This window comes from Peribacillus sp. B2I2, assembly GCF_041261685.1.
Lineage (GTDB): Bacteria > Bacillota > Bacilli > Bacillales > DSM-1321 > Peribacillus.
In genome coordinates this window covers 1,647,162-1,673,195 of sequence record NZ_JBGCCB010000001.1, presented here as the reverse complement: position 1 = coordinate 1,673,195, position 26,034 = coordinate 1,647,162, and the positions used below count along the sequence as shown (strand labels likewise).

Annotated in this window: 26 protein-coding genes and 1 pseudogene; all 27 read right to left on the bottom strand. The window is 40.3% G+C overall.

From position 1 onward, the window contains the following. Nucleotides 1-14: 14 nt before the first annotated feature. Nucleotides 15-377 carry a chemotaxis protein CheY gene (locus ABIE66_RS08510; RefSeq protein ID WP_063231856.1) on the bottom strand — a complete coding sequence of 121 codons (363 nt, stop codon included), beginning with the start codon at nucleotides 375-377 and terminating at the stop codon, nucleotides 15-17. A 17-nt stretch (nucleotides 378-394) separates the two neighbouring features. After that, nucleotides 395-1,612, bottom strand: coding sequence for a flagellar motor switch phosphatase FliY (gene fliY, locus ABIE66_RS08505; RefSeq protein ID WP_370014406.1), 1,218 nt, complete (start codon nucleotides 1,610-1,612; stop codon nucleotides 395-397). Continuing rightward, nucleotides 1,602-2,600: a flagellar motor switch protein FliM gene (gene fliM, locus ABIE66_RS08500; RefSeq protein WP_289324394.1), complete on the bottom strand. Its 999-nt coding sequence runs from the start codon at nucleotides 2,598-2,600 to the stop codon at nucleotides 1,602-1,604. Before fliM ends, fliY begins: the two co-directional genes overlap by 11 nt. A 52-nt stretch (nucleotides 2,601-2,652) precedes the next feature. After that, nucleotides 2,653-3,081, bottom strand: coding sequence for a flagellar basal body-associated protein FliL (fliL, locus tag ABIE66_RS08495; RefSeq protein ID WP_289324393.1), 429 nt, complete (start codon nucleotides 3,079-3,081; stop codon nucleotides 2,653-2,655). Next, nucleotides 3,078-3,314, bottom strand: coding sequence for a flagellar FlbD family protein (locus ABIE66_RS08490; RefSeq protein WP_370014405.1), 237 nt, complete (start codon nucleotides 3,312-3,314; stop codon nucleotides 3,078-3,080). Before ABIE66_RS08490 ends, fliL begins: the two co-directional genes overlap by 4 nt. A gap of 28 nt (nucleotides 3,315-3,342) precedes the next feature. Next, on the bottom strand, nucleotides 3,343-4,608 hold the full coding sequence (locus tag ABIE66_RS08485; protein ID WP_370014404.1) for a flagellar hook protein FlgE: 1,266 nt from the start codon (nucleotides 4,606-4,608) through the stop codon (nucleotides 3,343-3,345). A 75-nt stretch (nucleotides 4,609-4,683) separates the two neighbouring features. Continuing rightward, on the bottom strand, nucleotides 4,684-4,749 hold the full coding sequence (locus tag ABIE66_RS08480) for a hypothetical protein (protein WP_289327273.1): 66 nt from the start codon (nucleotides 4,747-4,749) through the stop codon (nucleotides 4,684-4,686). 321 nt (nucleotides 4,750-5,070) lie between these two features. Next, on the bottom strand, nucleotides 5,071-5,706 hold the full coding sequence (gene flgD / locus ABIE66_RS08475) for a flagellar hook assembly protein FlgD (protein WP_370014403.1): 636 nt from the start codon (nucleotides 5,704-5,706) through the stop codon (nucleotides 5,071-5,073). 8 nt (nucleotides 5,707-5,714) lie between these two features. Beyond that, entirely contained in the window at nucleotides 5,715-7,025 is a 1,311-nt protein-coding gene (locus tag ABIE66_RS08470; protein ID WP_370014402.1) for a flagellar hook-length control protein FliK, read from the bottom strand. Between the two features lie 28 nt (nucleotides 7,026-7,053). Continuing rightward, nucleotides 7,054-7,674: a MotE family protein gene (locus tag ABIE66_RS08465; RefSeq protein WP_370014401.1), complete on the bottom strand. Its 621-nt coding sequence runs from the start codon at nucleotides 7,672-7,674 to the stop codon at nucleotides 7,054-7,056. 4 nt (nucleotides 7,675-7,678) lie between these two features. Further along, on the bottom strand, nucleotides 7,679-8,125 hold the full coding sequence (gene fliJ / locus ABIE66_RS08460; protein WP_289324388.1) for a flagellar export protein FliJ: 447 nt from the start codon (nucleotides 8,123-8,125) through the stop codon (nucleotides 7,679-7,681). Nucleotides 8,126-8,127: 2 nt separating this feature from the next. Next, a complete protein-coding gene (fliI, locus tag ABIE66_RS08455) occupies nucleotides 8,128-9,447 on the bottom strand; it encodes a flagellar protein export ATPase FliI (RefSeq protein WP_289324387.1) in 1,320 nt (439 codons plus the stop codon). A gap of 2 nt (nucleotides 9,448-9,449) precedes the next feature. Next, a complete protein-coding gene (gene fliH / locus ABIE66_RS08450; protein ID WP_370014400.1) occupies nucleotides 9,450-10,214 on the bottom strand; it encodes a flagellar assembly protein FliH in 765 nt (254 codons plus the stop codon). After that, complete coding sequence (fliG, locus tag ABIE66_RS08445; protein WP_370014399.1) at nucleotides 10,207-11,226, bottom strand: flagellar motor switch protein FliG; 1,020 nt, start codon at nucleotides 11,224-11,226, stop codon at nucleotides 10,207-10,209. The genes fliH and fliG overlap by 8 nt, the downstream gene beginning before the upstream one ends. 12 nt (nucleotides 11,227-11,238) lie before the next feature. Further along, entirely contained in the window at nucleotides 11,239-12,837 is a 1,599-nt protein-coding gene (gene fliF / locus ABIE66_RS08440; protein ID WP_370014398.1) for a flagellar basal-body MS-ring/collar protein FliF, read from the bottom strand. Nucleotides 12,838-12,932: 95 nt separating this feature from the next. After that, a complete protein-coding gene (fliE, locus tag ABIE66_RS08435; protein ID WP_370017001.1) occupies nucleotides 12,933-13,217 on the bottom strand; it encodes a flagellar hook-basal body complex protein FliE in 285 nt (94 codons plus the stop codon). A gap of 46 nt (nucleotides 13,218-13,263) precedes the next feature. Continuing rightward, nucleotides 13,264-13,718 (bottom strand): annotated as a pseudogene (gene flgC / locus ABIE66_RS08430) (flagellar basal body rod protein FlgC). Continuing rightward, nucleotides 13,718-14,113, bottom strand: a complete 396-nt coding sequence (gene flgB, locus ABIE66_RS08425) for a flagellar basal body rod protein FlgB (RefSeq protein ID WP_370014397.1) — start codon at nucleotides 14,111-14,113, stop codon at nucleotides 13,718-13,720. Before flgB ends, flgC begins: the two are co-directional and overlap by 1 nt. A 759-nt stretch (nucleotides 14,114-14,872) precedes the next feature. Beyond that, nucleotides 14,873-15,652 carry a GTP-sensing pleiotropic transcriptional regulator CodY gene (gene codY, locus ABIE66_RS08420; protein ID WP_053345318.1) on the bottom strand — a complete coding sequence of 260 codons (780 nt, stop codon included), beginning with the start codon at nucleotides 15,650-15,652 and terminating at the stop codon, nucleotides 14,873-14,875. A 106-nt stretch (nucleotides 15,653-15,758) separates the two neighbouring features. Continuing rightward, a complete protein-coding gene (gene hslU, locus ABIE66_RS08415) occupies nucleotides 15,759-17,168 on the bottom strand; it encodes an ATP-dependent protease ATPase subunit HslU (RefSeq protein ID WP_289324381.1) in 1,410 nt (469 codons plus the stop codon). 12 nt (nucleotides 17,169-17,180) lie between these two features. Further along, nucleotides 17,181-17,708, bottom strand: coding sequence for an HslVU peptidase proteolytic subunit (gene hslV, locus ABIE66_RS08410; RefSeq protein ID WP_289324380.1), 528 nt, complete (start codon nucleotides 17,706-17,708; stop codon nucleotides 17,181-17,183). A 20-nt stretch (nucleotides 17,709-17,728) separates the two neighbouring features. After that, complete coding sequence (xerC, locus tag ABIE66_RS08405; protein ID WP_370014396.1) at nucleotides 17,729-18,631, bottom strand: tyrosine recombinase XerC; 903 nt, start codon at nucleotides 18,629-18,631, stop codon at nucleotides 17,729-17,731. Nucleotides 18,632-18,690: 59 nt separating this feature from the next. Then, nucleotides 18,691-19,998 (bottom strand): FADH(2)-oxidizing methylenetetrahydrofolate--tRNA-(uracil(54)-C(5))-methyltransferase TrmFO, encoded by a 1,308-nt coding sequence (trmFO, locus tag ABIE66_RS08400; RefSeq protein WP_289317168.1) that lies wholly within the window; start codon nucleotides 19,996-19,998, stop codon nucleotides 18,691-18,693. A 421-nt stretch (nucleotides 19,999-20,419) separates the two neighbouring features. Further along, nucleotides 20,420-22,495 carry a type I DNA topoisomerase gene (gene topA, locus ABIE66_RS08395; RefSeq protein ID WP_370014395.1) on the bottom strand — a complete coding sequence of 692 codons (2,076 nt, stop codon included), beginning with the start codon at nucleotides 22,493-22,495 and terminating at the stop codon, nucleotides 20,420-20,422. Nucleotides 22,496-22,761: 266 nt separating this feature from the next. Further along, a complete protein-coding gene (gene dprA / locus ABIE66_RS08390; protein ID WP_370014394.1) occupies nucleotides 22,762-23,628 on the bottom strand; it encodes a DNA-processing protein DprA in 867 nt (288 codons plus the stop codon). A 132-nt stretch (nucleotides 23,629-23,760) separates the two neighbouring features. Continuing rightward, nucleotides 23,761-24,663 (bottom strand): succinate--CoA ligase subunit alpha, encoded by a 903-nt coding sequence (gene sucD / locus ABIE66_RS08385; protein ID WP_289324375.1) that lies wholly within the window; start codon nucleotides 24,661-24,663, stop codon nucleotides 23,761-23,763. Between the two features lie 18 nt (nucleotides 24,664-24,681). Then, nucleotides 24,682-25,842, bottom strand: a complete 1,161-nt coding sequence (gene sucC / locus ABIE66_RS08380; protein WP_370014393.1) for an ADP-forming succinate--CoA ligase subunit beta — start codon at nucleotides 25,840-25,842, stop codon at nucleotides 24,682-24,684. Nucleotides 25,843-26,034 lie beyond the last annotated feature (192 nt).

Sequence of the window (26,034 nt, the reverse complement as noted above, 5' to 3'; positions counted from 1 at the left end):
ATGAAGACACCCTCTTAACTTAATGCTTTATTTATGGCTTCCAACACCCGGTCTGCCTGGAATGGCTTCACGATAAAGTCTTTTGCGCCCGCCTGGATTGCATCAATGACCATGGCTTGTTGCCCCATTGCTGAACACATAATGACCTTCGCTTGAGGATTTACCTTTTTAATTTCCTTTAATGCTGTAATTCCATCCATTTCAGGCATAGTAATATCCATCGTTACAAGATCCGGATGCGTTTCTTTATATTTTTCCACTGCTTGGGCACCATCCGCTGCTTCCCCTACTATTTCAAAACCATTTTTAGAAAGGATATCCTTTATCATCATTCTCATAAATGCTGCATCGTCCACAATTAAAATTCTATTAGCCATTATTTTCGTCCCCCAAATTACCTGATTTTATTTAATCTTTCACTTTGACTCATGATATCCGTAACACGCACTCCAAAATTTTCATCAATCACCACTACCTCACCTTTTGCTATCAAGCGGCTGTTTACCAGGATATCCACTGGCTCGCCTGCTAATTTATCCAATTCGATGATAGATCCGGATGACAGCTCCAAAATATCCTTGACTGAGCGCTTCGTTCTCCCAAGCTCCACAGTTACTTGCAAAGGGATATCCATCAGCATACTGAGATTTTTCGATTCAGACTCTTGAAGCTGATAAGGCTGAAAACTAGTGAAACTGGCAGGCTGAACATTTACCGGCTGCCCTGTTGGTACGGATGAAGCCCCAAAATGCTGCGGCACATTCGGTATTTGGTTCGTAGGTTGGGGTTGGTAACCCCCTTGTCCATAAAATTCATTAGACGATTGAGTAGGCCGGGAGTTCTGGACTGCCGCCGGCTCCTGAGATGGAATGTTTGTTACTGGATCACTTAGTGCCTTTTGCGTTTTCATATCGGTAGGTTCGCTATCGCTTGTTCCCTTTAATAATTCAGAAACTAACCCTTTAGCAAATTCCACTGGCAACAATTGCATAATACTGGAATCAATTAAGTTACCGACACGAAGACGGAACGAGATTTTCGCAAATAAATCCTCGTCCGGTATCGCATTTTCACCTTGTCCTTTTATAAAGTTAAGTAAATCTATGCTAGGAGGAGAAATATCCACCTTTTTACCAAAAATGGTCGACATCGATGTCGCAGCAGAACCCATCATCTGGTTCATGGCTTCCTGGACCGCACTCAATTGAATTTCTCCCAGCAGGTCAGAAGGATTCTCCCCATCACCGCCAAGCATCAAATCTGCAATGATAGCAGCATCGCTCTGCTTGATGACCAGCATATTAATACCTGAGAAACCTTCTGTATATTGCACTTGAATCGCTACATACGGATGCGGAAATTCTTCCGTGATCTGTCCCCTTTCAATTAAGGTAACCGTCGGGGTGGTGATATCCACTTTCTGATTCAACAAAGTGGATAGGGCAGTGGCCGAACTTCCGAAGGAGATATTACCAATTTCACCAAGGGCGTCGAGTTCCATCATTGATAAATAATCGTCAATCGAAAGAGAGTTCACCTCACCTTCTATATCACTTGTACCTTTTAAAAGGGCATCTATCTCGTCTTGTGAAAGCATTTCATCACTTACCATCTTCGTCTCCCCCTTTCAAAATTTCAAGAATCTGGATGGCGTGTTTTTTTCCCACTTTTCCTGGCTGCCCACTGTATTTGGGGACCCCTCCAATTTTAATCGTCAAAGGTTCATCTATTGTCTTATTTAAATCAATGACATCACCAACATCAAGCAGCAAAAAATCCTGGATGGTGATATCCGTAGAACCAAGTTCCGATATTATGGGAAGGTCTGCGTTTCTGATACGCTTTTCCAAAATCATGATTTCCTCTGGGATTTTTTCCTTTTGGGAATTTTCCATCCAATAATGAGCAGATAACTTTGGTATGATTGGTTCTAATACGACGTGTGGAATGCAAATATTAATCATTCCGCTCGTTTCGCCGATTTGTGTATTCAAGGAAATGACAACAACAGTATCGTTTGGCGAAACCAGTTGAAGAAATTGTGGGTTCACCTCGAACTCTGTCATCACCGGTTCGATTTCAACAATCGTACTCCAAGCCTCCTGTAAATTTTCAAAAGCCTTCTCGAATAAATTCGACATGATTTTCGTTTCTATTTCCGTTAAACTATCTACCTTATTCACGCTTATGCCCCGCCCGCCCAAAACTCGATCCATCATGGAATAGGCGATATTCGGGTTGACCTCAAGAATGATACGTCCATCCAAGGGTGGCACCTCAAACACATTCAGGATGGTCATTTTCGGGATTGATCGAATAAACTCTTCGTATGGTATTTGATCTGCCGAAGCAACGGATATTTGAACATATGTCCTAAGTTGAGCCGAAAAGTATGTGGTCAGCAACCTTGCAAAGTTCTCGTGTATCCTGGTCAAACTCCGGATTTGATCCTTTGAAAACCGAAGGGCCCTTTTAAAGTCGTAAACTTTCACTCTTTTTTCTACTTCTTCTTTCTTTAAATCATCTGCATCCATTTCACCTGTGGAAATGGCCGATAACAAAGCATCGATTTCATTTTGCGATAATATTTCCCCGGACATTAACACTCACCTCCAAAGCTTCTCCTTCTTATTTAAAGTCGCAAGGATGTCCTTATTGAAGAATCGAGGAGGTTATATAAACCTTTTCAACGTTTCCTTCTTCCATTAATTCATTCATTCTAGTCTTTAGCGCTTCCTGAAGCTTTTCCTTACCTTTTTTACCGGTCAACTCTTCCGCTTTCATTTCGGAAAGTTCGGTAATGATGATATTTTTCACTTGAAAACTTCTTTTTTCCAGCTCTTCTTTTGCCTTTTTATTTTCTGTTTGGACCATAAATGAGATTTTAATATAATCATTGCCGGCAAGATTCGTTGTAATTTCGGGAATTTCAACTGATGATTCGACTATTTCGTCAATGCTGGGTTTTTCTTCGGCAGATGTGGGATCAGATAACTTTGTCACAACCACGACCGCTATGACACCAACAAGCGTGATGGCTACGAGTATAATCAACATAATAGTCCATAGATTTTTTTTCATGATCTTTCCTCCACATCATTACGAAAACCGAGAATTTTCACGGTACGATAAAATTGTATAATGGCTTCAACCATTTCCTCTTCCTTCTCAAGCACAACGATTTTCTTACCATTTGTAAAAGTAATGGTCGTATCTGGCAATGACTCGACTGTATTTATGTACAATGCATTGATATGAAAGCATTTTCCATTGAGCCTTGTAACTTTGATAATGATATTTAGGAGCCAAAGCAATAAGCCCCTGGCTCCTCCCTCCCTTAACCTATCGTTTTAAGTTGACCAATTCTTGTGAAATTTCATCCGATGTCGTGATAATCCGGGAATTCGACTGGAACCCACGTTGCGCAACGATCATTTCAGTAAACTCTTCGGATAAATCCACATTGGACATTTCCAAAGAACCTGATGCAATCACCCCGCGGCCCTCACCTGCAATATTGATGTTTGCAGTACCTGAATTGATAGATTCCTGAAAAGTATTACCACCGGTTTTCGTCAAGCCTGATGAATTGGAAAACTTGGCAACGGCCAATTGGCCTAATGTTGTGATCAGACCGTTGGAATATACGCCATTTATTTCCCCTGATGAACCAATATTAAAGCTCTCCAGTTTCCCTTCTTTATTACCATTCGGATTGACAAGAGCAGTCGTAGAACCTTTAACTTGAGTAAGGTTCGAGAAATCAAAATCCAATTTAATCTTCTGAACGCTTTCGTCAACTGCTGTATTCGAGTCATCCTCTTTGCCGCTTGAAATGTTAATGGTTTGACCAGCCAGGGTTTTATCAGCTGCCACTAACTGACCATTAGCATCGAAGTTCAACGAAGTGAACGATTTTGGTTTAGTAGCTGAAGTATCCCCAAAAGTAGCAGGTTCTTCATCAAAAAGCTCCCATTTATCATCACCGGTCTTTTGGAAATAGATAGTTGCCGTTTGTTCTTTACCCTTTTCATCCACAACTTTCATTTGCTGGCTAAATACGGTACCATCAATTGCGTCAGCAGCTAGATTTTCACTTACTGATATTTTAGTAGAGGTTACAGCAGGTAAAATCGCATTGACGTTAACAGCAACGTCACCGATTGTTTTTGATCGTTTTCCGTTTTCATCAACCTTATAAGCCTGTACCTTCAAACCATTCGAGTTGACAAGCGTACCATTATCATCCAGATAAAAGTTTCCTGCACGTGTATACGAAAGTGCATCGCCTTGTTTGACGATGAAATAGCCATCCCCTGATATACCTAAGTCAAGATCACGGCCAGTGGTTTGCAAGCTTGACTGTGTATGTATGGTATCGATTGTAGCAATCGTTGAGCCCAACCCAATTTGTTTAGAATTGGTTCCACCTTTATTGGCTGTTGCTGCACTTGCACCAGATACCGTTTGGTTCATCGCATCGCTGAATGTCACGCGGCTTTTTTTGAAACCGTAAGTATTGACATTGGCGACGTTATTACCGATAACATCCAATTTTGTTTGTAGGTTTTTTAATCCGCTTATTCCCGAATACATTGAACGAAGCATGTAAAAGCTCCCCTTTCATATAGCGACTGCTTCTGTCATTTCACAGTCCAGGCTTCCTTTTCTAGGTAAAGCCCATTAATCCAAAATTATGGTTCCATTGATGTTCGTGAAAATTCGAGATGATGCTTCATCCCTGTCCATGACTGTGATGACTTTGTTGTTTTTCGTACTTACTATGAGTGCCTATTATCTGAAATTATAAGAGATTCGGTCACGCCCATCTTTTTGGCCTCATTAGCTTTATCGGCTATTTGGTTTGCGGTGCTATTTCTATATTTCTTTCATACATCCGCATTTGAGCATGTTTACTAATGGTCAACTTTTCATAAGTGGAAACAGCTGCTTGAAAATGCTGTTGAAAACCTTGTCGGACGATCTACCTTTGCGGCAAAGGTACTTTTGTTTGTGACATCATCTGAGCGGAATTTGCTTGAAAACCAAGTTCATTCATATTCCCGCTCCTTAAGCTTCAGCGATTTTAATCAATTGCTCTGATGATAGCTTGGTGTTGTTTTCATCATCCACTTCAATTTGCAGCTTGCCTTTATTCAGGGATACCGAGATTACGACAGCAGACGACTCTCCATTTTTTTCATCCATCCAGGAAACACGCTTGCCTATTAATTCACTTGCCGCCGTCAAGCTATTCGTCGTGGAACTAGATTGTTTCATCGCTGAAATATTTGCGGGTTCAAGCTTTGTGCCATCTTCCAGAAGGAAATGAACACCATCACCTTTATATTGGATCGACTTAACGATGCCTGTCCCTTCTTCTATCGCAAGGTCATCATCACCTTCATCCAATTTGTGCCAATTGACTTCCTTACCGACAAAAGAGTTATAGTTCATTAAACTATTTTGTTGATTGATCCCAATTATTTCTTCCATTTGGGATCCCATATTCATCATTTGTTCCAGAGAAGAAAAAGTGGCCATTTGGGCGATGAATTCCGTATTGTCCATCGGACTTGACGGATCTTGGTTTTGAAGCTGGGTAAGCAGCAATTTCAAGAAATCATCTTTTCCCAATGCATCCCCGGTTTTTCTGTTTTCAGTTTGGGATTTTGATAATAATAGTGACTTATCGATGGTCGTCATTTTTCCACCTACACTTCCAGATTTAACAGAGCATCGGCAAGGGATCCCGTAAACTCGCTTTCCGTCTCATCATTGCTTTCTTCCTTACTCTCTTGTTGCTCATTATGTTCATCCGTGTCTTTCTGGCTGAATTTCTCGGAGTTAAAAGCATTGAAGGACTGTGATATTTCAATTTTTTCTATCTGAATGTTTTGGCCGCTAAATGCTTGTTTTAAGCCATGAATCTGTTTTTCAAGTATATCTTTGGCCTGAGCAGTAGTAGCCATAATCTTGGCTGACAGCATACCATCCTTTTGAATCAACTCGATCCTAAGGGAGCCCAAATGTTCGGGATTCAATCTGATCAACAGTTTATTTACTCCGTTAGTTCCGATAAATTTCGTTTTACTCAAAATATTTTCAAATTGTTTGATAAACTCTTCTTGACTTACAGTTTGATCACCTTTGGAAGCTGTCAAGACAAATTGCTCCAACTTTGTCATGAGAAAAGGCATGGAACCTTGATGGTTACCGCTATCCCCATTCTGCAATGTCACACCGCTTCGGATTGTCCCTTCTTTACTTACCTTGTCACTCCCGGATAATTGTGAGAATGCGCTTTTCAATGTTTCCATTGTTTTATTTTGCCCTTTTTCCACAATGTCGGAATGTTCAGGTTCTGACTTTTGTTTTGACTGATTGGACAGCATTTTCTCCAGTTTTCCCGTCATACCTTCAAGCAGGTTTTTCAATTGTTTCTGGATAGCTGCTTCATCTTGTGTCATATCCTTATTCTCCGAGAGAAGATCTTGAATTTTCACCAATTTCAAAAGATTCACCACACCAGGTAAAGGGAGCCCATTCGATTCTTCATCACTCAAGACTGTAACTTTTTTTAGGATTGAATAAAGTTCCATGACATTGGCTGATAACAAACTTTGTGGATTCAGGCTCAAGTCATCCTGTTCTTGTTCTAAATCCATTTCCTCGATGCTCGCAAAGAAATCAGTAAGGGCACCCTCATCATTTCCGGTTACTTTTTTTAATACCAGTAAAAGAAGGTTGCTAAATTCTTCTTGGTTGTTTACTGAACGACTTTCAACAACACTCTCTTCGCCTGGATCACTTAACCTTTCAAGTTTCAAAAAAACAAGCAAATCCTTTAAAACGGACAATCGTTCTTCAGTGATGCCACCTGATTCCGATGGAAGGGATGGTTCCACCTCTACGACAGACTGAAGGACGAAACCAAACCCGGTATAAGTTTGCTGATTTTGCTTAATTGGTATCTTTTGATCTAATGATGCCAAGGTAAGTAAAGAATTGATGGCTGAATTCATATATTATTCACCTCCGTACTCTTTTCTCTTAAGAACTTTGTTCCGTTAGTTTCTTCGTTAACCTTGCAGCATCAGCGGTTGTCATTTGCTCCAATACCTTAGCTAAAGTGGCTGCCTTCATACTTGAGAGAATCTCCACCGCGTCTTCATCATTCATTTCTGTAATGATGGGTGCAGACTTCTTGGGAGCCATGGTTTCATAAGTGCGGATTATATCTTTGAATGCCTGTTTACTACCATTCTGACTATCCTTAAGTAGATTCATTTCTGTTTGAAGCTGCTGTTTTTCAGCTTCTGCCTTTTTAATGGCCTTGTCACGTGTATCAATGATGCCCTCAAGCTTGTCTATCTCTTTTTCCTTGTTTTCAATCTCGGTTTCTAATTTTTCGAGCTTCATCAAAACTTTCTCATCATTCTTGGATGGATTACCTTTCTCTTCACCATTTTGATTCGATTCAATGAATGGTATTTTCCCTGACATTTCCTTTGCCTTTTCCACAACATCGACCCCCGCAACTGTAAAAACGATCAACGCTACAGTTACCGCAAAGATTAAAGGAATGAAGATGACAAGAAACCATTGAAACTTACTTATTTTGTTTTCTTCCAATTCTTCCAATCCAGTAGATTCATTACTTTTTTTACGCATTTTATCACCTAACGCCTTTGCTTAAGAATTGCCGGATTGATATTTCATCCATTTGTTTATTCTCAGCTTCCTTAATAACGTCCAGAAATTTATGAAAATCATTTTCTTTCATTTTCTCGTACTTTTTAACCTCAATATTCCTTGCCATCAATATACCCCGTTGAACATTCATCTTGTATCGCGCTTCAATGACCTCCTGTTGACAGTGGCTTAAGAGTTTCTCCAAGTTGTCCATAAATAACTGATGGTGACGAATTTCCTGAACGGATAATCCATTTCGCAGCTTTTCCTGTTGAAACTCGAGCAACTCTTCTTTTTTCCTTAAAAGCTTATATAACTTTTCTGCCACTTCTTCAAATTTTTTTAAAGCAGTATTATATTTAGCTAGTGCATCGGTTTTTTCTTTTTCTTTGATGGTCAGGATCTTCTCGAATTTGTATTGATAAATCATAACTAATCACCTTTCTCCATCAATTCGACAAGGGCGTTAATACTATTATCTTTGGGAGCTTTTTCATGGGTGCCTTGCTTTAAAAATGAAATGATTTCCGGATAGCGGGTAATGGAGTTATCAATTTGTTTGGAAGACCCTTTCTTATAAGCTCCTATATTAATCAAATCTTCCGATTCCATATAGGTTGATAAACTTGCCCTTAATCTTTCTGCGGAGTTTTTATGCTTGTCCCCAACAATATTATTCATGACACGACTTATGCTCTTTAATACATTGAGGGCTGGAAACTGACCTTTATTGGCTAAGTTACGGTCTAGTATGAAGTGACCATCCAAAATCCCCCTGACAGCATCAGCAATCGGCTCATTCATATCATCACCGTCGACTAGAACCGTATAAAACGCTGTAATGGTACCTAGCTGATTTGTTCCAGTTCTCTCGAGTAATCTTGGAAGGATGGCAAAAACGGATGGCGTATACCCTTTGGTCGTCGGCGGTTCTCCGATAGCAAGTCCGATTTCCCTCTGGGCCATTGCAACCCTCGTGACTGAATCCATCATCAGCATCACGTTCAATCCCTTATCACGAAAATGTTCGGCGATGGCCGTTGCCGTTAAAGCACCTTTTATCCTCATCAACGCTGGTTGATCAGATGTTGCCACTACAACAATTGATCGTGCCAGCCCTTCAGGTCCAAGATCTTTCTCAATGAATTCACGAACTTCCCGGCCACGTTCTCCAACAAGACCGATTACGTTTAAGTCAGCAGTCGTATTCCTTGCTACCATTCCAAGTAGCGTACTTTTCCCTACTCCGCTCCCTGCAAAGATACCAACACGTTGACCTTTTCCAACTGTTAATAAACTATCAATCACTCGCACTCCTACATCTATCTGTTCATCAATGGGAGGTCGTTTCATCGGATTTGGCGGATCTTGATCCACAGGAACTGTAGCTAGACCTTTTGGAAGCCGTGAATCATCAATCGGATGTCCCAATGGATCGACTACCTTCCCAATAAGTCCACTTCCCACCTTTATCTCAAGGCTCCGTCCGCTTCCTTCCACGATACAACCCGGTGCAATATCGCTAACTGCTGTAAATGGCATTAAAATAACCATTTCATCACGGAAACCGACAACTTCAGCTAATATTCTGTTTTTCTTTTTTTGTATACCCGTATAGATATAACAAACATCGCCTACAGAGCTTTCAGGGCCTTGAGATTCTATCATTAACCCTACGACACGTTTGACCCGTCCATAATGTTTGAATGGATCAACTTCATCGACTAAGGGCAATAGGTCTCTAGTTTTCATCTTTACTCCCCTTCCAGCAATTCAGTTAGTTTCACTTTTATTTCCTGCAACTGACTGTCGACACTTGCATCCATTCTTCCATTTTCGGATTCGATAATACAGCTGTTTTCTTCAAGTTCATCATCCGGAAAGATATATAACTCGGTATCCTTTGGAAAGATTGCCATCAACTCTTCCTTACGAGAGAGAATCGATTGATATTGGACCGGGTGGATATGCAATTGCACTTCACGGTAATCCCTCACCTCTTTGATGGCTCTCTTGACTATGGATAGAAAAGACACTTCATCGTTTTCAAGCTGGTGCCCGATAATTTTCTCCGCCACCTTCACGGCAAGATTCAAAATAACGGTTTCAGATGATTCGATATGCTGCCGATAATCTTTTTTAGAGGACTCTACCACTTCTTTTGCGAAAGCTATTTCCCCTGCAATCTCGTTATAACCCTTTTGGATTCCATCTTCGACTCCTTGCTGATACCCTTCTTTTTGAACTTGTTCGATAAACATCACTTTTTCTTGATTTTCCCAATGTTCTCGTTCTAACTGGATTTCTGCAGCTATCGTTTGGGCTTTTTGTTTAGCCTCCAGTAATAACATTTCGGCTTCCTGCTTAGCATCATTCAGAAATTCATCAGATTGAAAATGTTGAACGTTTCTCCGTTCATCTGCATCATCATTTTGAAGAAAGTAAAAAGGTCGAACTTTTATCGCTATCTTTTTGCTTTTCTCCTGATGGGCCTGCTGGGATTTGATAATCCTAGACAAAGATATCATCCCCTCCACCGCGGGCAATCACAATATCTCCATTTTCTTCCAGGTGACGAATGACAGCAACTATTCTGGATTGTGCTTCTTCTACATCACGCAAACGTACAGGCCCCATATATTCCATTTCTTCCTGGAACGTTTCGACCATGCGTTTTGACATGTTTCGGAAAACGATTTCTTTCACTTCATCACTTGCCACTTTAAGAGAAAGTTTAAGGTCTTCATTATCAGAATCCCTTACTACACGCTGAATCGCCCTGCCATCAAGGGTCACGATATCTTCAAAAACAAACATTCGTTTCTTGATTTCCTCAGCAAGCTCTGGATCTTGAATTTCGAGTGCATCCAAGATTGTTCTTTCCGTGGAACGGTCAACACCATTCAACACATCCACAACCGCTTCTACTCCACCAGTCTGTGTATAATCTTGGGTCACGGTCGCAGAAAGTTTCCTTTCGAGTATTTGCTCAACTACATTGATGATTTCCGGCGACGTGCTGTCCATTAAAGCTATCCTTCTTGCAATATCGGCCTGCACCTCTTGCGGAAGTTCAGACAATATTTGTCCAGCCTGTGTGGGATCAAGATAGGACAAAATTAATGCAATAGTCTGCGGATGCTCGTTCTGGATGAAATTCAAGATCTGTCCAGGATCTGCCTTTCGGGCAAAGTCGAATGGACGAACTTGTAAGGAAGATGTTAAACGGTTAATGATGGCGGCTGCCTGATCAGTACCTAATGCCTTTTCAAGTACCTGCTTCGCGTATCCTATCCCGCCCTGTGAGATGTAATCCTGTGCTAAAGCAATATTATGGAATTCTTCCAGGATTTCTTCTTTATCATGGGAGTCCACTTTCCTCACTCCCGAAATTTCTAGAGTCAATCTTTCAATTTCCTCTTCAGAGAGATGCTTATATACGGATGCAGAAACATCCGGGCCTAAGGAAATAAGGAGGATGGCAGCTTTCTGTTTGCCAGTCAATCCAGTCTTTTTTTTTCTTTCTGTCACTTTCCCTGCCTCCTAGTCTTCTGCTATCCAGCTTCTTAATAATTTTGCAAATTCATCTGGTTTTTCTTTTGCAAGTTTCTCAAGCTGTTTTCGTTTTAAAGATGCTTCCGTTTCCTTCTCTTTGTTTAAATCCGGAACATCAAATACAACTTCTTCCTCTTCAACCTCGTACTCCTCTTCCATTTCAGCTTGCTTTCGGGAACGGAAGAATAAGATTAAGAGAATGATAATGACTAGTAAAAGCACTCCACCGACGATGTATGCCCATATTGGTAACGATGGACTCGTTTCATCTTTTGGCAACTTCATTTTTCCGTTAAAAGGTTGAACGGAAATCGCAATTTTATTATTAAGCTCCTCGTCCGTCAGTTCTTCCCCTTCAACTTTTTTCTCGATTGTCGTGCGTATTATCGTACCAAGGATTTGGGAAATATCATCCACACTCTGTTGAGATAAAGAATTTGGATCGTCAGCAGTGGGCGGTTCAACCATGACCTGAATGCCTAAATCCTTAACTTTATATGGGCTTCCGACTATTTCCTTCTTGATTCGGTTCACTTCACTATTTATCTTTTCATCCACTTTTTCATAATCACCGGATCCGGTTGTGCCTTCAACGTAACTGGATCCCAATGAATCAGAGGAATCCTCACTTTGCGGAACGCCTCCTGCACCTGCTGCGTCCCCACTATACGATTCATTGATCCTTTGCGCAGAAATCTCAATTCCAGCCATATTTTCTTCATCGACCGGTTCAACTAAATTCTCTTCCCGGTTTTCTTGAGTGAAATCAATCTCTGTCGTGACAGAAACAACCACTTTGTCTCTCCCCATTATCGTTCCAAGCATATTTTGTACCTGTCTTTGAATATCGCGTTCTATTTCTTTTTTAATTTCGTTTTGGGTAGCAAAAGCCGACGCAAAAGAAGAATTTTTATTTTCAAGATCGAAGTACTCAAAGTCTTGGTTCATAATGACGATATTATCTGTAGGAAGATTAGGGACACTTTTTGAGACCAGATGATAAAGGGAATTGATTTGACTTTCTTCAAATTTATAACCGGGTTTTGTATTCAATACAATGGATGCTGACGATTCCCCAGCTGAATCACTGACGAAAACTCCCTTATCAGGAAGAGTGATCATTACACTGGCATCTTCTACTCCATCAATTTTTTTTATTAAACTGGCCAATTCCGTTTGCATCGAGTCCAGTTTAATGACATTGAATTCATTTTCAGTCATCCCGATACCAGCACTTTGACTAAAAAAAGAATAGTCGATACTGCCGGATTCAGGAATTCCTTCAGCTGCCAGTTCCACTTTCAGTGAATCCAGGCTTTCTTCAGGAACCATTATGGTTGTACCATTTTCAGATACTTCGTTCTTAATCCCTTGACTGTCTAAATTTTCTTTGATACTCCCCGTCTCCGATGGAGTTAAATTGGAATATAAGGGCACCAGCGTCGTACGAGTGGTTAAAATTGAAACAGCCGTAATGATGATGATAATCAATGCTGCTGAACCAATCATCATCATTTTTTGTTTTTTACTGCGGCTCGTCCAGTAAGTAGTTAATTTGTTCTTAACATTCACTAATACTTCATTCATTTAAATCCCCCGGTCAGTCTATGAATTTATGAGTGGGGGATTCATTTTCCCCCTGGTCATTTTTCTCAATATTAATGAGGTCTTAAAAATGAATGCTATATACTCATTCCCATCATTTCTTGGTAGGCTTCAACAACCTTATTCCGAACCTCTAATGTAGCCTGCATGGTAACGCTGGCTTTTTGTGAAGCTATCATCACCGAATGAAGCTCAACATCATCTCCATTAACCAGTTTGGTTGTAAGGTCATCAGATGTCGCTTGTGTTTCGTTGACTTTATTCATTGATTCTTTTAATACCGACGCAAAATTCCGGTGTGCTTCGTATGGTGTATTAGTATTGTTCTGATTTTTTTTCAGCACATTACCTGGATGGTCCATTGGCGAAAGAGAAATCCCCTCCATATCAACACTCTCCATTCAAATTTTATTTTCCGATTTCCAACGCTTTCATCATCATTCCCTTTGATGCATAACTGTCACATTTGCTTCGTATGAACGTGTTACATTCATTAAATCGACCATTTCCCTAAGCGGGTCGACATTTGGCATTTCAACATAACCGTCTTCATTGGCATCTGGGTGTTCGGGATTGTAATCCAGTTCAAAAGGTGTTTTGTCTTTAACAATTCCAGTCACCTTTACTCCATTCCCGACCTCGCTTGTTTTTCCGGATGCTGCGTTTAAAAAACTTGAAAAACCTTCTTCCTTACTTTGCATCACAACCGCTTTTCTTGTGTATGGTTTCCATGTTTTCGATTCCGCGTCATATTCTCCCCTGGTCGTATCGGCATTAGCCATATTCGCAGATATTACATCCATCCTTAACCTTTGACTGGTCAGACTAGACCCAGTCATATTTATACTTTGGAAGATTCCCATCACTTACCTCCTCTAATTACATTCTCCAATGATTGAAACTTACCTGAAAGCCTGTCTGTGACTGCATTATAATAAATCTGATTGGCAGCAAGATCCGTCATTTCCTTATCAACGTCCACACTATTTCCGTTATTGTTATATTGGACGTTTTTCTGCGTCACGATGGGAGAAACATGACTGCCCTCTGAATTGAAGGTGAAATGTCGTTCATCGGTTCGATATGACTCCAGGGAATCTTCCAGCTCTGCTTTAAAGGATTGTGTTTTGTCGACCTCTTTAGCTTTATAGTTAGGCGTATCCGAATTGGCTATGTTCTGTGAAATGACTTTTTGTTTTGTATTAGAATAATTAAGAGCATTTTCTAGTGATTGAAAAGTATTCGAAAATAATTCCATATCGATCACCTCTTTCTTTATTTAACAGATAATTACTTTACCAATAAATTAACCCAATGCATTTATGGTTTAATTTTAAAGAAACATAATAAGTATGTCCATAAACAACACAAAGACTTTAGACCTATTATCGTCGAAATTTGTCGCAAATTGCAAAAATTTGTCGTAATTTTTAGTATTATTCTAGGATTAATATTACGTATATTACATTTTATTATGATATTCTACATTTTAACCAAATTTTACTTCTATTAGCTTATTTATCATATCGAAAAACCGATCTATATACCTGATACTTTAGAACTAATTTTTACATTTACTTTCAAGTAATTATTTCCATTTAATTAATTTCATCCTTTTAAATAAAGGGTTTATTAAAAAACATATGGCAAATGCACTATTTCGTTTTTTTTTAAAATAAATCATTTCAAAGTTATTACCCATTCGACAAATTTCGCTTTAACAATAAAGAAGGACTGAAACTCTTTACCTAAAAGTCATTGATTACATAAAATTAATTACCCCCAGCAACTTTTAGTTTTCATCATTTCAATAGTTATAATAATATAATTGCCCTTTTAAAGAAAAATTTAACTATATTTATTGCTCCTCGTAAAAAACACGCTTTATTCGCATTTCCATTTAAGATCTTTAATTCGAATTACCTCTTTTTGCTTGTTTGTCTTGTCCTAGCCAGCTTCACATGGAAAAAACTCACAAAAAAAGGCAGCCCTTTTTCAAGGGCTGCCTTTCTGTATGTTAATTATTTTTAAGCTTTTCTAATTCAAGAAGGAATTTATCATTCAATACTTTGATATAAGTACCTTTCATCCCAAGGGAGCGTGATTCAATGACTCCTGCACTCTCTAGTTTCCTAAGCGCATTTACGATTACGGAACGAGTGATGCCTACACGGTCTGCGATTTTTGATGCTACAAGCAGACCTTCATTACCTTTAAGCTCTTCAAAAATGTGCTCAATAGCTTCCAATTCGCTGTACGATAACGAGGAAATTGCCATTTGAACCACAGCTTTACTACGAGCTTCTTCTTCTATCTCTTCTGATTTTTCACGAAGGATTTCCATACCTACTACAGTCGCACCATACTCAGCCAAAATTAAATCGTCATCGTGAAATTTTTCTTGTAATCGAGCAAGAACCAGAGTTCCTAAACGCTCTCCCCCACCCATAATCGGTACGATCGTTGTTAAACCAGTTGCGAAAAGCTCTTTGTTTTCCACTGGGAAAGCAGTGTATTCACTTTCGATATCAAGATTGGAAGATGTTTCGGGAATATTGAATAGGTTTTTTGTGTACACTTCAGGGAATTGTTTATCTTCCAACATTTTGTACATGCGTTCATTTTCGATTTGCTGACTTACCGCTATGCCTAGTAATTTCCCGCGGCGGCTGACGACAAAAACATTTGCTTCGATAACTTCACTTAAACTTTCGGCCATTTCTTTGAAGTTAACTGCTTTACCTGCTGCTTTTTGGAGCATTGCATTGATTTTTCTTGTTTTTGCTAATAAGTTCATTTGATTTGTTCCTCCTAAAAATACCATGGTTCACAATAACTATGAAGTTGTATTTCCGTAATTTTATGTTCATTGCATAGGCAAATTATTGCCAATTGTTTCTAAATTAAAGGATAAACTGGCTTAAATCTTTGTTCCGGGCGATAGAACCAAGCTTACCTTCGACATATTGGGGCGTAATTGTAATCTTCTCCATCGTAATTTCCGGTGCTTCAAACGATAAGTCTTCCAGCAGCCGTTCTAAAATGGTATGAAGTCTTCTTGCACCAATATTGTCTGTGTTTTGATTCACTTCGAAGGCCACTTCAGCTATCTTACGAACAGCATCGTCAGAAAATTCAATTTCTATACCTTCAGTTTCTAATAAAGCAACATATTGTTTTAACAAGGCATTATCCGGCTCATGAAGAATCCGTACAAAGTCGTCTACAGTCAGTTTGTTCAATTCTACACGGATTGGAAATCTACCTTGTAATTCAGGGATAAGGTCGGATGGTTTAGCCATATGAAAGGCTCCTGCTGCAATGAATAAGACATGATCCGTTTTAACTGAACCATATTTAGTCACGACTGTCGAACCTTCAACAATTGGCAGGATATCCCTTTGGACACCTTCTCTTGATACATCCGCGGATGAACTTCCAGACTTCTTACTGGCAATTTTGTCGATTTCATCAATGAAGATAATTCCATTTTGCTCAGCACCGTATACTGCATCGGACGTTACTTCATCCATATCAATCAATTTTGCCGCTTCTTCATTTGTTAAAACGATTCTCGCTTCACTTACCTTCAATTTGCGCTTCTTGCTTTTCTTTGGCATCAAGCTTCCTAAAGCGTCCTGCATGTTCATCCCCATTTGTTCCATTCCCGAACCTTGGAGCATATCAAACATCGAAGCAGCCTGTTCTTCCACTTCGACTGTTATCATTTCACTTTCTAACTCACCATTTGTCAGTTTTTCAGCGACGATTTTTCTTTTTTCCTGCAAACTTAAATCTTCGGAATTTTCTTCCGAATCCTGTTCATCTTGATTGTTATTGCCTCCAAAAAAGACTTCAAGAGGATTCTTGAAATTACTCTGTTTTTTGGTTGATGGCACTAATAGCTCTATTAAACGTCTATTTGCATTTTCTTCAGCCCGTTCCTTTACGCTGGCCATCTTTTCTTCCTTCACGAGGCGGACGGAAGTCTCCACCAAATCACGAACCATGGACTCTACATCCCGGCCGACATATCCGACTTCCGTAAATTTCGTTGCTTCGACTTTTACAAAAGGAGCACCTACCAATTTAGCCATTCTCCGAGCTATTTCTGTTTTCCCAACGCCAGTCGGTCCAATCATTAATATGTTCTTCGGAACGACTTCATCACGAAGTTGATCCGAGAGAAGGGAACGTCGGTAGCGATTCCGAAGAGCCACTGCCACTGCCCGTTTTGCTTCACGCTGCCCTACGATATACTGATCCAGTTTTTCAACGATTTGCCTCGGTGTTAAATTAGCTTTTTTTGACATTTGCGCTCCTCCTTACAACTCTTCCACGATTATATTCGTATTGGTAAATACACAAATTTCCGCTGCAATTTGTAAAGATGATTCTGCGATTTCCTTTGCCGATAAATGGTCACTGGAAAATCGCATTAATGCCCTGCCGGCAGCCAGTGCATAATTCCCTCCCGATCCTATGGCGAGAATTCCGTCATCCGGTTCAATTACTTCCCCGGTACCAGAAACGAGCAGCAAATGGTTCTTATCCATCACGACCAGCATGGCTTCGAGCTTTCTCAATACATTGTCACTTCTCCATTGTTTTGCCATTTCGACGGCAGCACGCTGAAGGTTGCCATTATACTCTTCAAGTTTAGCTTCGAACATCTCAAATAAAGTGAATGCATCTGCAACAGAACCTGCAAAACCTGCAAGTACATTACCATTAAAGATTTTTCTTACTTTCCTTGCTGTATGCTTCATCACTACTGAATTTCCTAAAGTAACCTGCCCATCACCGGACATGGCACATTCACCTTTATGATGCACTGCAAATATCGTTGTCATAAAGTGTCCCCTTTCAACATTTAAGGCCGCGGATGTGATGCATTGTAGACTTTTTTTAATTGGTCTTTTGTAACATGCGTATACACTTGCGTTGATGAAATTTTAGAATGACCAAGCAATTCCTGTACCGTCCGAATGTCCGCCCCATTATTCAATAGGTGTGTAGCAAAGGAATGCCTTAGCATATGGGGATGAAGACTTCCATCTGCGGCTGACTTTTTAATCAATTCATTCAATATATAGCGAACTCCCCTAGGTGTAAGAGGGTCTCCACGAAAATTAACAAATAAATAAACATGCGCCTTGGCGTCAGACGAAGTCATTTCCATCCTGGCTGTACGTATGTATAAATCTATCGCTTCTTGAGCATATCTACCAACCGGAACGTAGCGATCTTTTTTTCCTTTTCCATGGACCAGTACTGTACCTAAGGAAAGATCGATATCCTGCAGTTTAATCTCACAGCATTCACTAACGCGAATGCCTGTCGCATAAAGTAATTCCAATAATGCATTGTTCCTTATTCCTATCGGTGAATCTTTCTTTAAAGAAGAAAACAACAGTTTCATTTCCTTCTCATAAAGAAAACGTGGCAGTCTTTGATCCTTTTTAGGTAAAGAAACAAGAGAAAAAGGATTATCCTTCACATCACCTTCACGTAGTAAAAATTTATAAAAGCTCCGTAAGCAAGAAGTCTTTCTGGCTACAGTGCGCTTAGAAAGTTTTTTCTCATATAAATTCGTTAAAAACAACCGGACATCAAAATATTCAACAGACGTGATATCGGCAATGCCCTGTTCGTTAAGGAACAGGAAAAGTTCTTGAATATCACGTTTGTAATTTTCAATGGTGTAATGTGAACTGTTTTTTTCAATTTGTAAATATTCGATGAAGGATGATAATGCCTTTTTTTGATTAATCATGGAAACACCTCGCAAAGGCTAATAAATAGTATCATACTTTAAAACAGCAGGCAAATATTTTACAAATTTTTCACAAAGTTCTGAATTGTGTCCAAAGCGCGTTTAGCATGTGTTTCGTTACGCTCTTTTTTGGATTTGATTCTCACTTCAAGGTCTGGAAGCAATCCAAAGTTGGCATTCATCGGCTGAAAACTCTTTCCATTTGTCGACGTTATGTACCTTGCCATGCTGCCCATTGTCGTCTCAGCAGGGAAAATGGTAGGCTCCAATCCCTGGACGATCCTTGCAGCATTGATACCTGCAACTAGTCCCGATGCTGCCGATTCTACATACCCTTCGACGCCAGTCATCTGACCTGCAAAGAATAAATCATCCCGATTTTTGAATTGGTACGTAGGCTTCAGAACATTAGGTGAGTTTATGAAAGTGTTGCGATGCATAACTCCATAACGTACAATTTCCGCATTTTCCAATCCAGGTATGAGCTGCAATACTTCTTTTTGCGGCCCCCATTTCAAATGTGTCTGAAAACCAACAATGTTGTAGAGAGTTCCTGCCGCATCATCTTGGCGCAATTGAACTACAGCAAAAGGGCGTTTTCCTGTTTTCGGATCTTCCAATCCAACAGGCTTCAATGGACCAAATAACATCGTTTTCTTCCCACGTGAGGCCATCACTTCAATCGGCATGCAACCTTCAAAAAAGATTTCTTTTTCAAATTCTTTAAGTGGGACTGTTTCAGCGGCAATCAATGCTTCATAAAAGCGGTCAAACTCCTCTTCCGTCATCGGACAGTTCAAATAAGCGGCTTCCCCTTTATCATAGCGGGATTTCAAATATACTTTATCCATGTTGATGCTGTCTTTTTCAAGAATTGGAGCGGCAGCATCGTAGAAATACAAGTATTCTTCATCCATGATTTGCTTTAAGCTGTCCGAAAGTGACTGGCTTGTAAGCGGACCGGTTGCAATGACCGTAGGACCATCCGGAATTTCCGTCACTTCCTCATTAATGACCGTTACATTTGGGTGATTTTTGACCTTTTCCGTCACTAGTCCGGCAAATTCATGGCGATCAACAGCTAAAGCACCCCCAGCCGGCACAGCGCAAGCATCTGCTGCGGACATGATGACCGAATCAAGTATACGCATTTCTTCTTTTAATACACCAACTGCATTTGTTAACGTATTTGCCCGAAGTGAATTGGAACAAACAAGTTCAGCGAATTTATCGGTATGATGGGCTGGCGTTTGTTTTACCGGGCGCATTTCGTATAGATCGACTTTAATTCCTCTTTTAGCTAACTGCCACGCCGCTTCACTTCCAGCAAGCCCAGCACCGATTACACTTACTTTTGTTTCTTTCATTTTTCGAACCTCCATGTATAGATATGATAAGACAGGATCATTTATCATTAAAATTGCTTTCATAAAAGTTTCATTTTTAACGATATCTATGTATTTATACCCAAAATACCCATTCCTGTTATTAATTTAAAGCATATGCCGCAATCCGGCATTCTTCCTGCAATCCATCTTTTCTAAAAAGGATAACGGACGCAAATAGGAATTATATCTTTAAAAGAATATACTTGTCCACTGAATTTTACATCACATGGCCCAAATAAAAAAGTTTCAAGCTTTATCCATTTTCTTCTTAGAAGTAATTCCACTCATTATCATGATATCACACTTCCCCGAACATAAAGAAACTCGGCAGATGCCGAGTTCATTTATATTAGGATTTCTCACTTGTAAATAAGGAAAGTAAACGAATTCACGGTCTTTTCTATGCTTGAGGCGTCTCTTTGAAATCACAATCCATGCACTGAACCTGGACGCCTTTTTTGAGTTTTTTCTCAACAAGTGTACCTTCACATTTTGGACAACTCCGCGGAAGCGGCTTATCCCAAGAAATGAAGTCACATCCAGGGTAGGTATCACACCCGTAAAATATGCGGCGTTTTTTACTTTTCCTTTCAATGATGTTTCCTTCTTTACATTTCGGGCATTTGACACCGATTTCTTTAACGATTGGTTTTGTGTTACGGCAATCCGGGAAATTACTGCATGCCATGAACTTTCCATAACGCCCCATCTTATAGACCATCTCATGTCCGCATTCCAAGCAATCTTCACCAGCAGGCTCATCTTTAATTTCTATTTTCTCCATTTCGACTTCGGCTTTAGCCAAATGAACGGCAAATTCTTTATAAAATTCATCGATTACCTTTATCCATTCGATACTGCCCTCTTCGACGCTATCAAACTCCTGTTCCATCTTGGCAGTGAACTCTGCATCAAGAATATCCGGGAAGAACTCACGTATTAATTCAAGAACGATCTCACCAAGCTCAGTAGGGATGAACCGTTTATTATCCAAGGTAACATAGCCCCGTTTTTGAATCGTATCCAAGGTAGGAGCATATGTAGAAGGACGGCCTATTCCCAGTTCCTCTAGCGTTTTGACAAGACGGGCTTCAGTATATCGGGGCGGAGGCTGAGTGAAATGCTGCTTCGGCTCGACATCTTTTGAAAAGAATTCATCTCCTTTTTTCACATCAGGTAAAGCATTTTCCTTTTCTTCCACTGAGTCATCGGACCCTTCAACATATACCTTCATGAAGCCCGGAAATTTAATTTTTGAACCATTGGCCCTGAAGATGACATCCCCGTTATGCAGGTCGATGCTCATTGTATCCATGACCGCCGAAGACATTTGACTAGAAACGAATCGTTCCCAAATCAATTTATAAAGACGGAATTGATCTCTGGATAAGAACTCCTTGACTATACCCGGTTCACGCAATGTGCTTGTTGGTCTAACCGCTTCATGGGCGTCCTGAGCATTAGTCTGTTTTTTCTCCTTGCGCTGTTCAACCTGAACATATTCTTCTCCGTAACTATTTTGAATGAAGGTATGGGCTTCCTGTTTCGCAACATCGGAAATCCGGGTCGAATCGGTTCTCATATAAGTGATTAACCCGACTGTACCTTCCTTTCCAAGCTCGATTCCCTCATAAAGCTGCTGAGCGAGCATCATGGTTTTCTTTGCACGGAAATTTAATTTACGAGCCGCTTCTTGTTGCAGGGAAGAAGTTGTAAAAGGTGCAGCCGGATTACGTCTTCTTTCCTTTTTAGCCACAGCCCCTATCGTAAATTCGCCACCATTTAAAGAAGCGAGTACTTTTTTGACATCCTCTTCTGTATTTAATTCCTTCCGCTCGCCACCCAGGCTGAAAAAGGAACCTTCAAACTGTTCTTTTCCTTTTACAAAATCCGCCTTGATTGTCCAATACTCCTCTGGGATAAAATCTTTGATCTCTTTCTCCCGGTCTATGATCATCCGTACAGCGACCGATTGAACCCGGCCTGCACTTAAGCCTTTTTTCACTTTTTTCCATAAAAGCGGGCTGATATTGTATCCGACCAAACGATCCAAGACCCTTCTTGCCTGCTGGGCATCAACCAATTTCATATTTATTGGCCTCGGTGATTTAAATGATTCTTTGATTGCCTCTTTCGTGATCTCGTTGAATACCACGCGGCAATCTGAATTAATGTCAACATCGAGACTGTGAGCCAAATGCCAGGCAATGGCTTCCCCTTCTCTGTCGGGGTCAGCCGCGAGATAGATTTTTTTCGCTTTTTTTGCAGCGGTTTTCAATTCTTTTAAAACCGGGCCTTTGCCGCGGATAGTTATATATTTAGGTTCATATTCATGTTCAACATCGACACCCATTTGACTTTTAGGCAAATCGCGCACATGCCCCATGGAAGCCTTTACTTTATATTTTTTTCCCAAGTAACGTTCTATTGTTTTCGCCTTTGCGGGCGATTCCACAATCACTAAGTATTCTGACATCCAATAAATCCTCCTCAAAGAGGTAATATAAATCTTCACTATTATTAATCATTCAAAAATCATTTGTCAACACCTCTTTACTTTTCAAAGCATGCTGATTTATTTATTTATAGGGAATTTGACAAGAGGTGCATTTGCAAAACTTATAACAGTTTTACAATATTTTCAACCTTTTTGTCTAATATTTCAACCCATCTCACTAAAAGAATACCTTATTTTTCTATTTTTTTCATTTGATTCTCCGTCTATCTTCTATATTATATCGTTCAAAATTCTTCTTCAATCTGCTTAGAACTCAAAACAAGTTTTGCACCATCCTGAATCAATTGATTGGCCCCTAGTGATTCGGGACTCGTTACGTTACCAGGAAGCGCAAATACCTCCCTGCCGTGTTCCAAAGCAGCTTGTGCCGTAATGAGGGAACCGCTTTTTTCTTTTGCCTCGACTACGAATACGCCCTGTGATAATCCACTGATGATTCGATTCCTAAGCGGAAACATCCAGGGTTTCGCTATCATTTCCGGTGGAGTCTCAGATATAAGTAACCCTCTATCGCTGATTTCCTCAGCAAGGGAAATATTGGATTTAGGATATATTTGCAAAAGCCCTCCTCCTAAAACCCCAATCGTATCTCCGCCTTCCTCCAAAGTTATCTTATGTGACTCTGCGTCGATTCCTGCCGCCACCCCACTTATGATCACGAATTCTTTCTTTACAAGGGGTAACAGAATCGTTTTTAAGGCCCCCAGTCCATACGAGGTTGGCTTACGTGTCCCAACAACACCTAAGGTATTCCTCCTCGCTAGAAGCTTCTTATCGCCCTTAAAATAAAGAACCCACGGAGGATCGAATATTTGCTTCAGCAAAAATGGGTAATCATCATCGAAGATGGTCAAACAATGAATTTGACTATCTTCGTAAAGTTTAAGTTTATCGATGACATTGAGTGAATATAAATCTTTGAGAAAAAGGTTGAGCTTATTTGAAGGGATAGGAAGCATTTTCACCCATTCAATGTGGTTTGTTGTAAAGAGGGAAGATAGTGATGGGTCATTGGACATGATTTTTTGGATTGTTTTCCATCCTGCTCCGCGACAATGATGGAGATGGATTAACTTTTCAATTTTATTCAATTGGAAACGCCCCTAATCGGATATTTTTAAAAGTAGGTTGATTGTGATGGACTGGGTAAACGAAATGTGTTTACCGAGGATATTGGAGGGAAATAAAGACCGACCCAAAAAAACAGGTCGGCCCAACTTAAATCAATGGGTTTTACAAGGTTCGTAAATATCTTTTTCTTTTAGAACGGAAATCAAAGTTTCACCCATTACGGATGGAGTCTCAGCAACTTTAATTCCACATTCGTTCATTACGCGGATTTTCTCGTCAGCTGTCCCTTTTCCTCCAGAGATAATGGCACCAGCATGTCCCATGCGTTTACCGGCTGGAGCCGTACGGCCACCAATGAAACCAACAACTGGCTTAGTCATATTTTCTTTCACCCAGATAGCTGCTTCTTCTTCTGCCGTGCCGCCGATTTCCCCGATCATGATCACCGCATGTGTTTCCGGATCTTCATTGAACGCTTTCAGTACATCGATGAAGTCGGTTCCATTAACGGGATCCCCACCGATACCGACAGCCGATGATTGCCCAATTCCTGCTTGCGATAATTGGTGAACGGCTTCGTACGTTAAAGTTCCAGAACGTGAAACTACACCTACATGGCCTTTTTTGTGGATATATCCTGGCATGATACCAATCTTACACTCTTCCGGACTAATGACACCCGGGCAGTTAGGTCCGATCAAGCGAGTTTTTTTACCTTCCATGTATCGCTTCACCTTGACCATATCCAGGACAGGAATATGTTCAGTTATACAAATAACAAGATCAAGTTCTGCGTCAACGGCTTCTAGAATCGCATCGGCAGCAAATGGAGCCGGTACATAGATAACCGATGCATTCGCTCCGGTTTCATTGACAGCTTCGGAAACTGTATTGAATACAGGTACCCCTTCCGCTTCTGTTCCGCCTTTACCCGGAGTGACGCCTCCAACGATTTTCGTGCCGTATTCCAACATTTGTTTTGTATGAAATAATGCTGTTGAACCAGTGATTCCCTGAACGATCACTTTCGTATCTTTATTAATATAAACGCTCATAATGTTCCCCCCTGCCTATTATCCTACAAGTGATACTATTTTTTGTGCTCCATCTGCCATTGATTCAGCAGCCGTAATATTTAAACCTGACTCTTTTAGAATCTTTTTACCAAGGTCCACATTCGTTCCTTCAAGACGAACAACAAGAGGGACATCCAGGCCAAGCTCTTTAGCAGCAGATACTACGCCTGCAGCGATGATGTCACATTTCATGATTCCTCCGAAGATGTTAACGAAGATGCCTTTAACATTTTGATCGGATAGGATGATTTTGAAAGCCTCTTTTACTTTTTCCTCAGTAGCGCCGCCACCAACGTCAAGGAAGTTAGCCGGGTCTCCCATATAATGTTTAATGATGTCCATCGTTGCCATAGCAAGTCCTGCACCATTAACCATGCATCCGATATTTCCGTCAAGCGATATGTAACTTAGGCCATGTTTTGATGCTTCAATCTCTTTCGCATCCTCTTCATCCAAATCACGGTACTCCGCGATGTCTTTATGGCGGTAAATGGCATTATCATCGAAATTCAATTTAGCATCCAGCGCCATTACATTACCATCGCCCGTTACCACTAATGGGTTGATTTCAGCGATTGAGCAATCTTTTTCAACGAAAGCTGTATATAAGTTAACCATAAGCTTGGAAGCTTTATTTATAAGTGAAACCGGAATATTGATATTGAATGCAATCCTACGTGCCTGGAAGCCAGTCAGGCCGACAACCGGATCGATTACTTCTTTGAAAATTTTCTCTGGTGTCTTTTCAGCCACTTCCTCAACTTCCGTTCCGCCTTCTTCAGAAGCCATCAATACGACACTGTTCGTAGCACGGTCAAGGACCAGCCCGATATAATATTCCTTCGTAATGTCGCAGCCTTCTTCAATAAGTAAACGCTTAACTTCCTTGCCTGCAGGTCCTGTTTGATGGGTCACCAGCGTCTTACCAAGAATCTCTTCTGCATATGTACGCGCTTCATCAAGGTTCTTCGCTACCTTAACTCCGCCGGCTTTCCCGCGGCCGCCCGCATGAATTTGAGCTTTGACGACAACAACTTCCGTACCTAACTCCTTCGCTGCTTCCACTGCTTCATCAACAGTAAAGGCAACCCGGCCATTTGGAACGGATACCCCGTATTGTCGCAATATCTCTTTCCCCTGATACTCATGGATATTCATTTCCCATCCTCCTTATCTACTAAAAAACAACTTTGAAATTTAATGCGCGATTTCTCTACTATATTACAACAAAATTCTCCTTCGTGCATAATTTTCTTTCACATAATTTTTAAAATATTATCATAATATACTTCCACAACCTTGTATAAAGTGGAAAAAACTTTCTTCGCCGTTGTGTTTTTTCTTATGAAA

Coding starts and splice junctions, on each gene's coding strand:
- ABIE66_RS08510 (WP_063231856.1), bottom strand. CDS start 377: ATGGCTAATAGAATTTTAATTGTGGACGATGCAGCATTTATGAGAATG.
- fliY (WP_370014406.1), bottom strand. CDS start 1,612: ATGGTAAGTGATGAAATGCTTTCACAAGACGAGATAGATGCCCTTTTA.
- fliM (WP_289324394.1), bottom strand. CDS start 2,600: ATGTCCGGGGAAATATTATCGCAAAATGAAATCGATGCTTTGTTATCG.
- fliL (WP_289324393.1), bottom strand. CDS start 3,081: ATGAAAAAAAATCTATGGACTATTATGTTGATTATACTCGTAGCCATC.
- ABIE66_RS08485 (WP_370014404.1), bottom strand. CDS start 4,608: ATGCTTCGTTCAATGTATTCGGGAATAAGCGGATTAAAAAACCTACAA.
- flgD (WP_370014403.1), bottom strand. CDS start 5,706: ATGACGACCATCGATAAGTCACTATTATTATCAAAATCCCAAACTGAA.
- ABIE66_RS08470 (WP_370014402.1), bottom strand. CDS start 7,025: ATGAATTCAGCCATCAATTCTTTACTTACCTTGGCATCATTAGATCAA.
- ABIE66_RS08465 (WP_370014401.1), bottom strand. CDS start 7,674: ATGCGTAAAAAAAGTAATGAATCTACTGGATTGGAAGAATTGGAAGAA.
- fliJ (WP_289324388.1), bottom strand. CDS start 8,125: ATGATTTATCAATACAAATTCGAGAAGATCCTGACCATCAAAGAAAAA.
- fliI (WP_289324387.1), bottom strand. CDS start 9,447: ATGAAAACTAGAGACCTATTGCCCTTAGTCGATGAAGTTGATCCATTC.
- fliF (WP_370014398.1), bottom strand. CDS start 12,837: ATGAATGAAGTATTAGTGAATGTTAAGAACAAATTAACTACTTACTGG.
- fliE (WP_370017001.1), bottom strand. CDS start 13,217: ATGGACCATCCAGGTAATGTGCTGAAAAAAAATCAGAACAATACTAAT.
- flgB (WP_370014397.1), bottom strand. CDS start 14,113: ATGGAATTATTTTCGAATACTTTTCAATCACTAGAAAATGCTCTTAAT.
- codY (WP_053345318.1), bottom strand. CDS start 15,652: ATGAACTTATTAGCAAAAACAAGAAAAATCAATGCAATGCTCCAAAAA.
- hslU (WP_289324381.1), bottom strand. CDS start 17,168: ATGTCAAAAAAAGCTAATTTAACACCGAGGCAAATCGTTGAAAAACTG.
- hslV (WP_289324380.1), bottom strand. CDS start 17,708: ATGACAACGATATTTGCAGTGCATCATAAAGGTGAATGTGCCATGTCC.
- xerC (WP_370014396.1), bottom strand. CDS start 18,631: ATGATTAATCAAAAAAAGGCATTATCATCCTTCATCGAATATTTACAA.
- trmFO (WP_289317168.1), bottom strand. CDS start 19,998: ATGAAAGAAACAAAAGTAAGTGTAATCGGTGCTGGGCTTGCTGGAAGT.
- topA (WP_370014395.1), bottom strand. CDS start 22,495: ATGTCAGAATACTTAGTGATTGTGGAATCGCCCGCAAAGGCGAAAACA.
- sucD (WP_289324375.1), bottom strand. CDS start 24,663: ATGAGCGTTTATATTAATAAAGATACGAAAGTGATCGTTCAGGGAATC.
- sucC (WP_370014393.1), bottom strand. CDS start 25,842: ATGAATATCCATGAGTATCAGGGGAAAGAGATATTGCGACAATACGGG.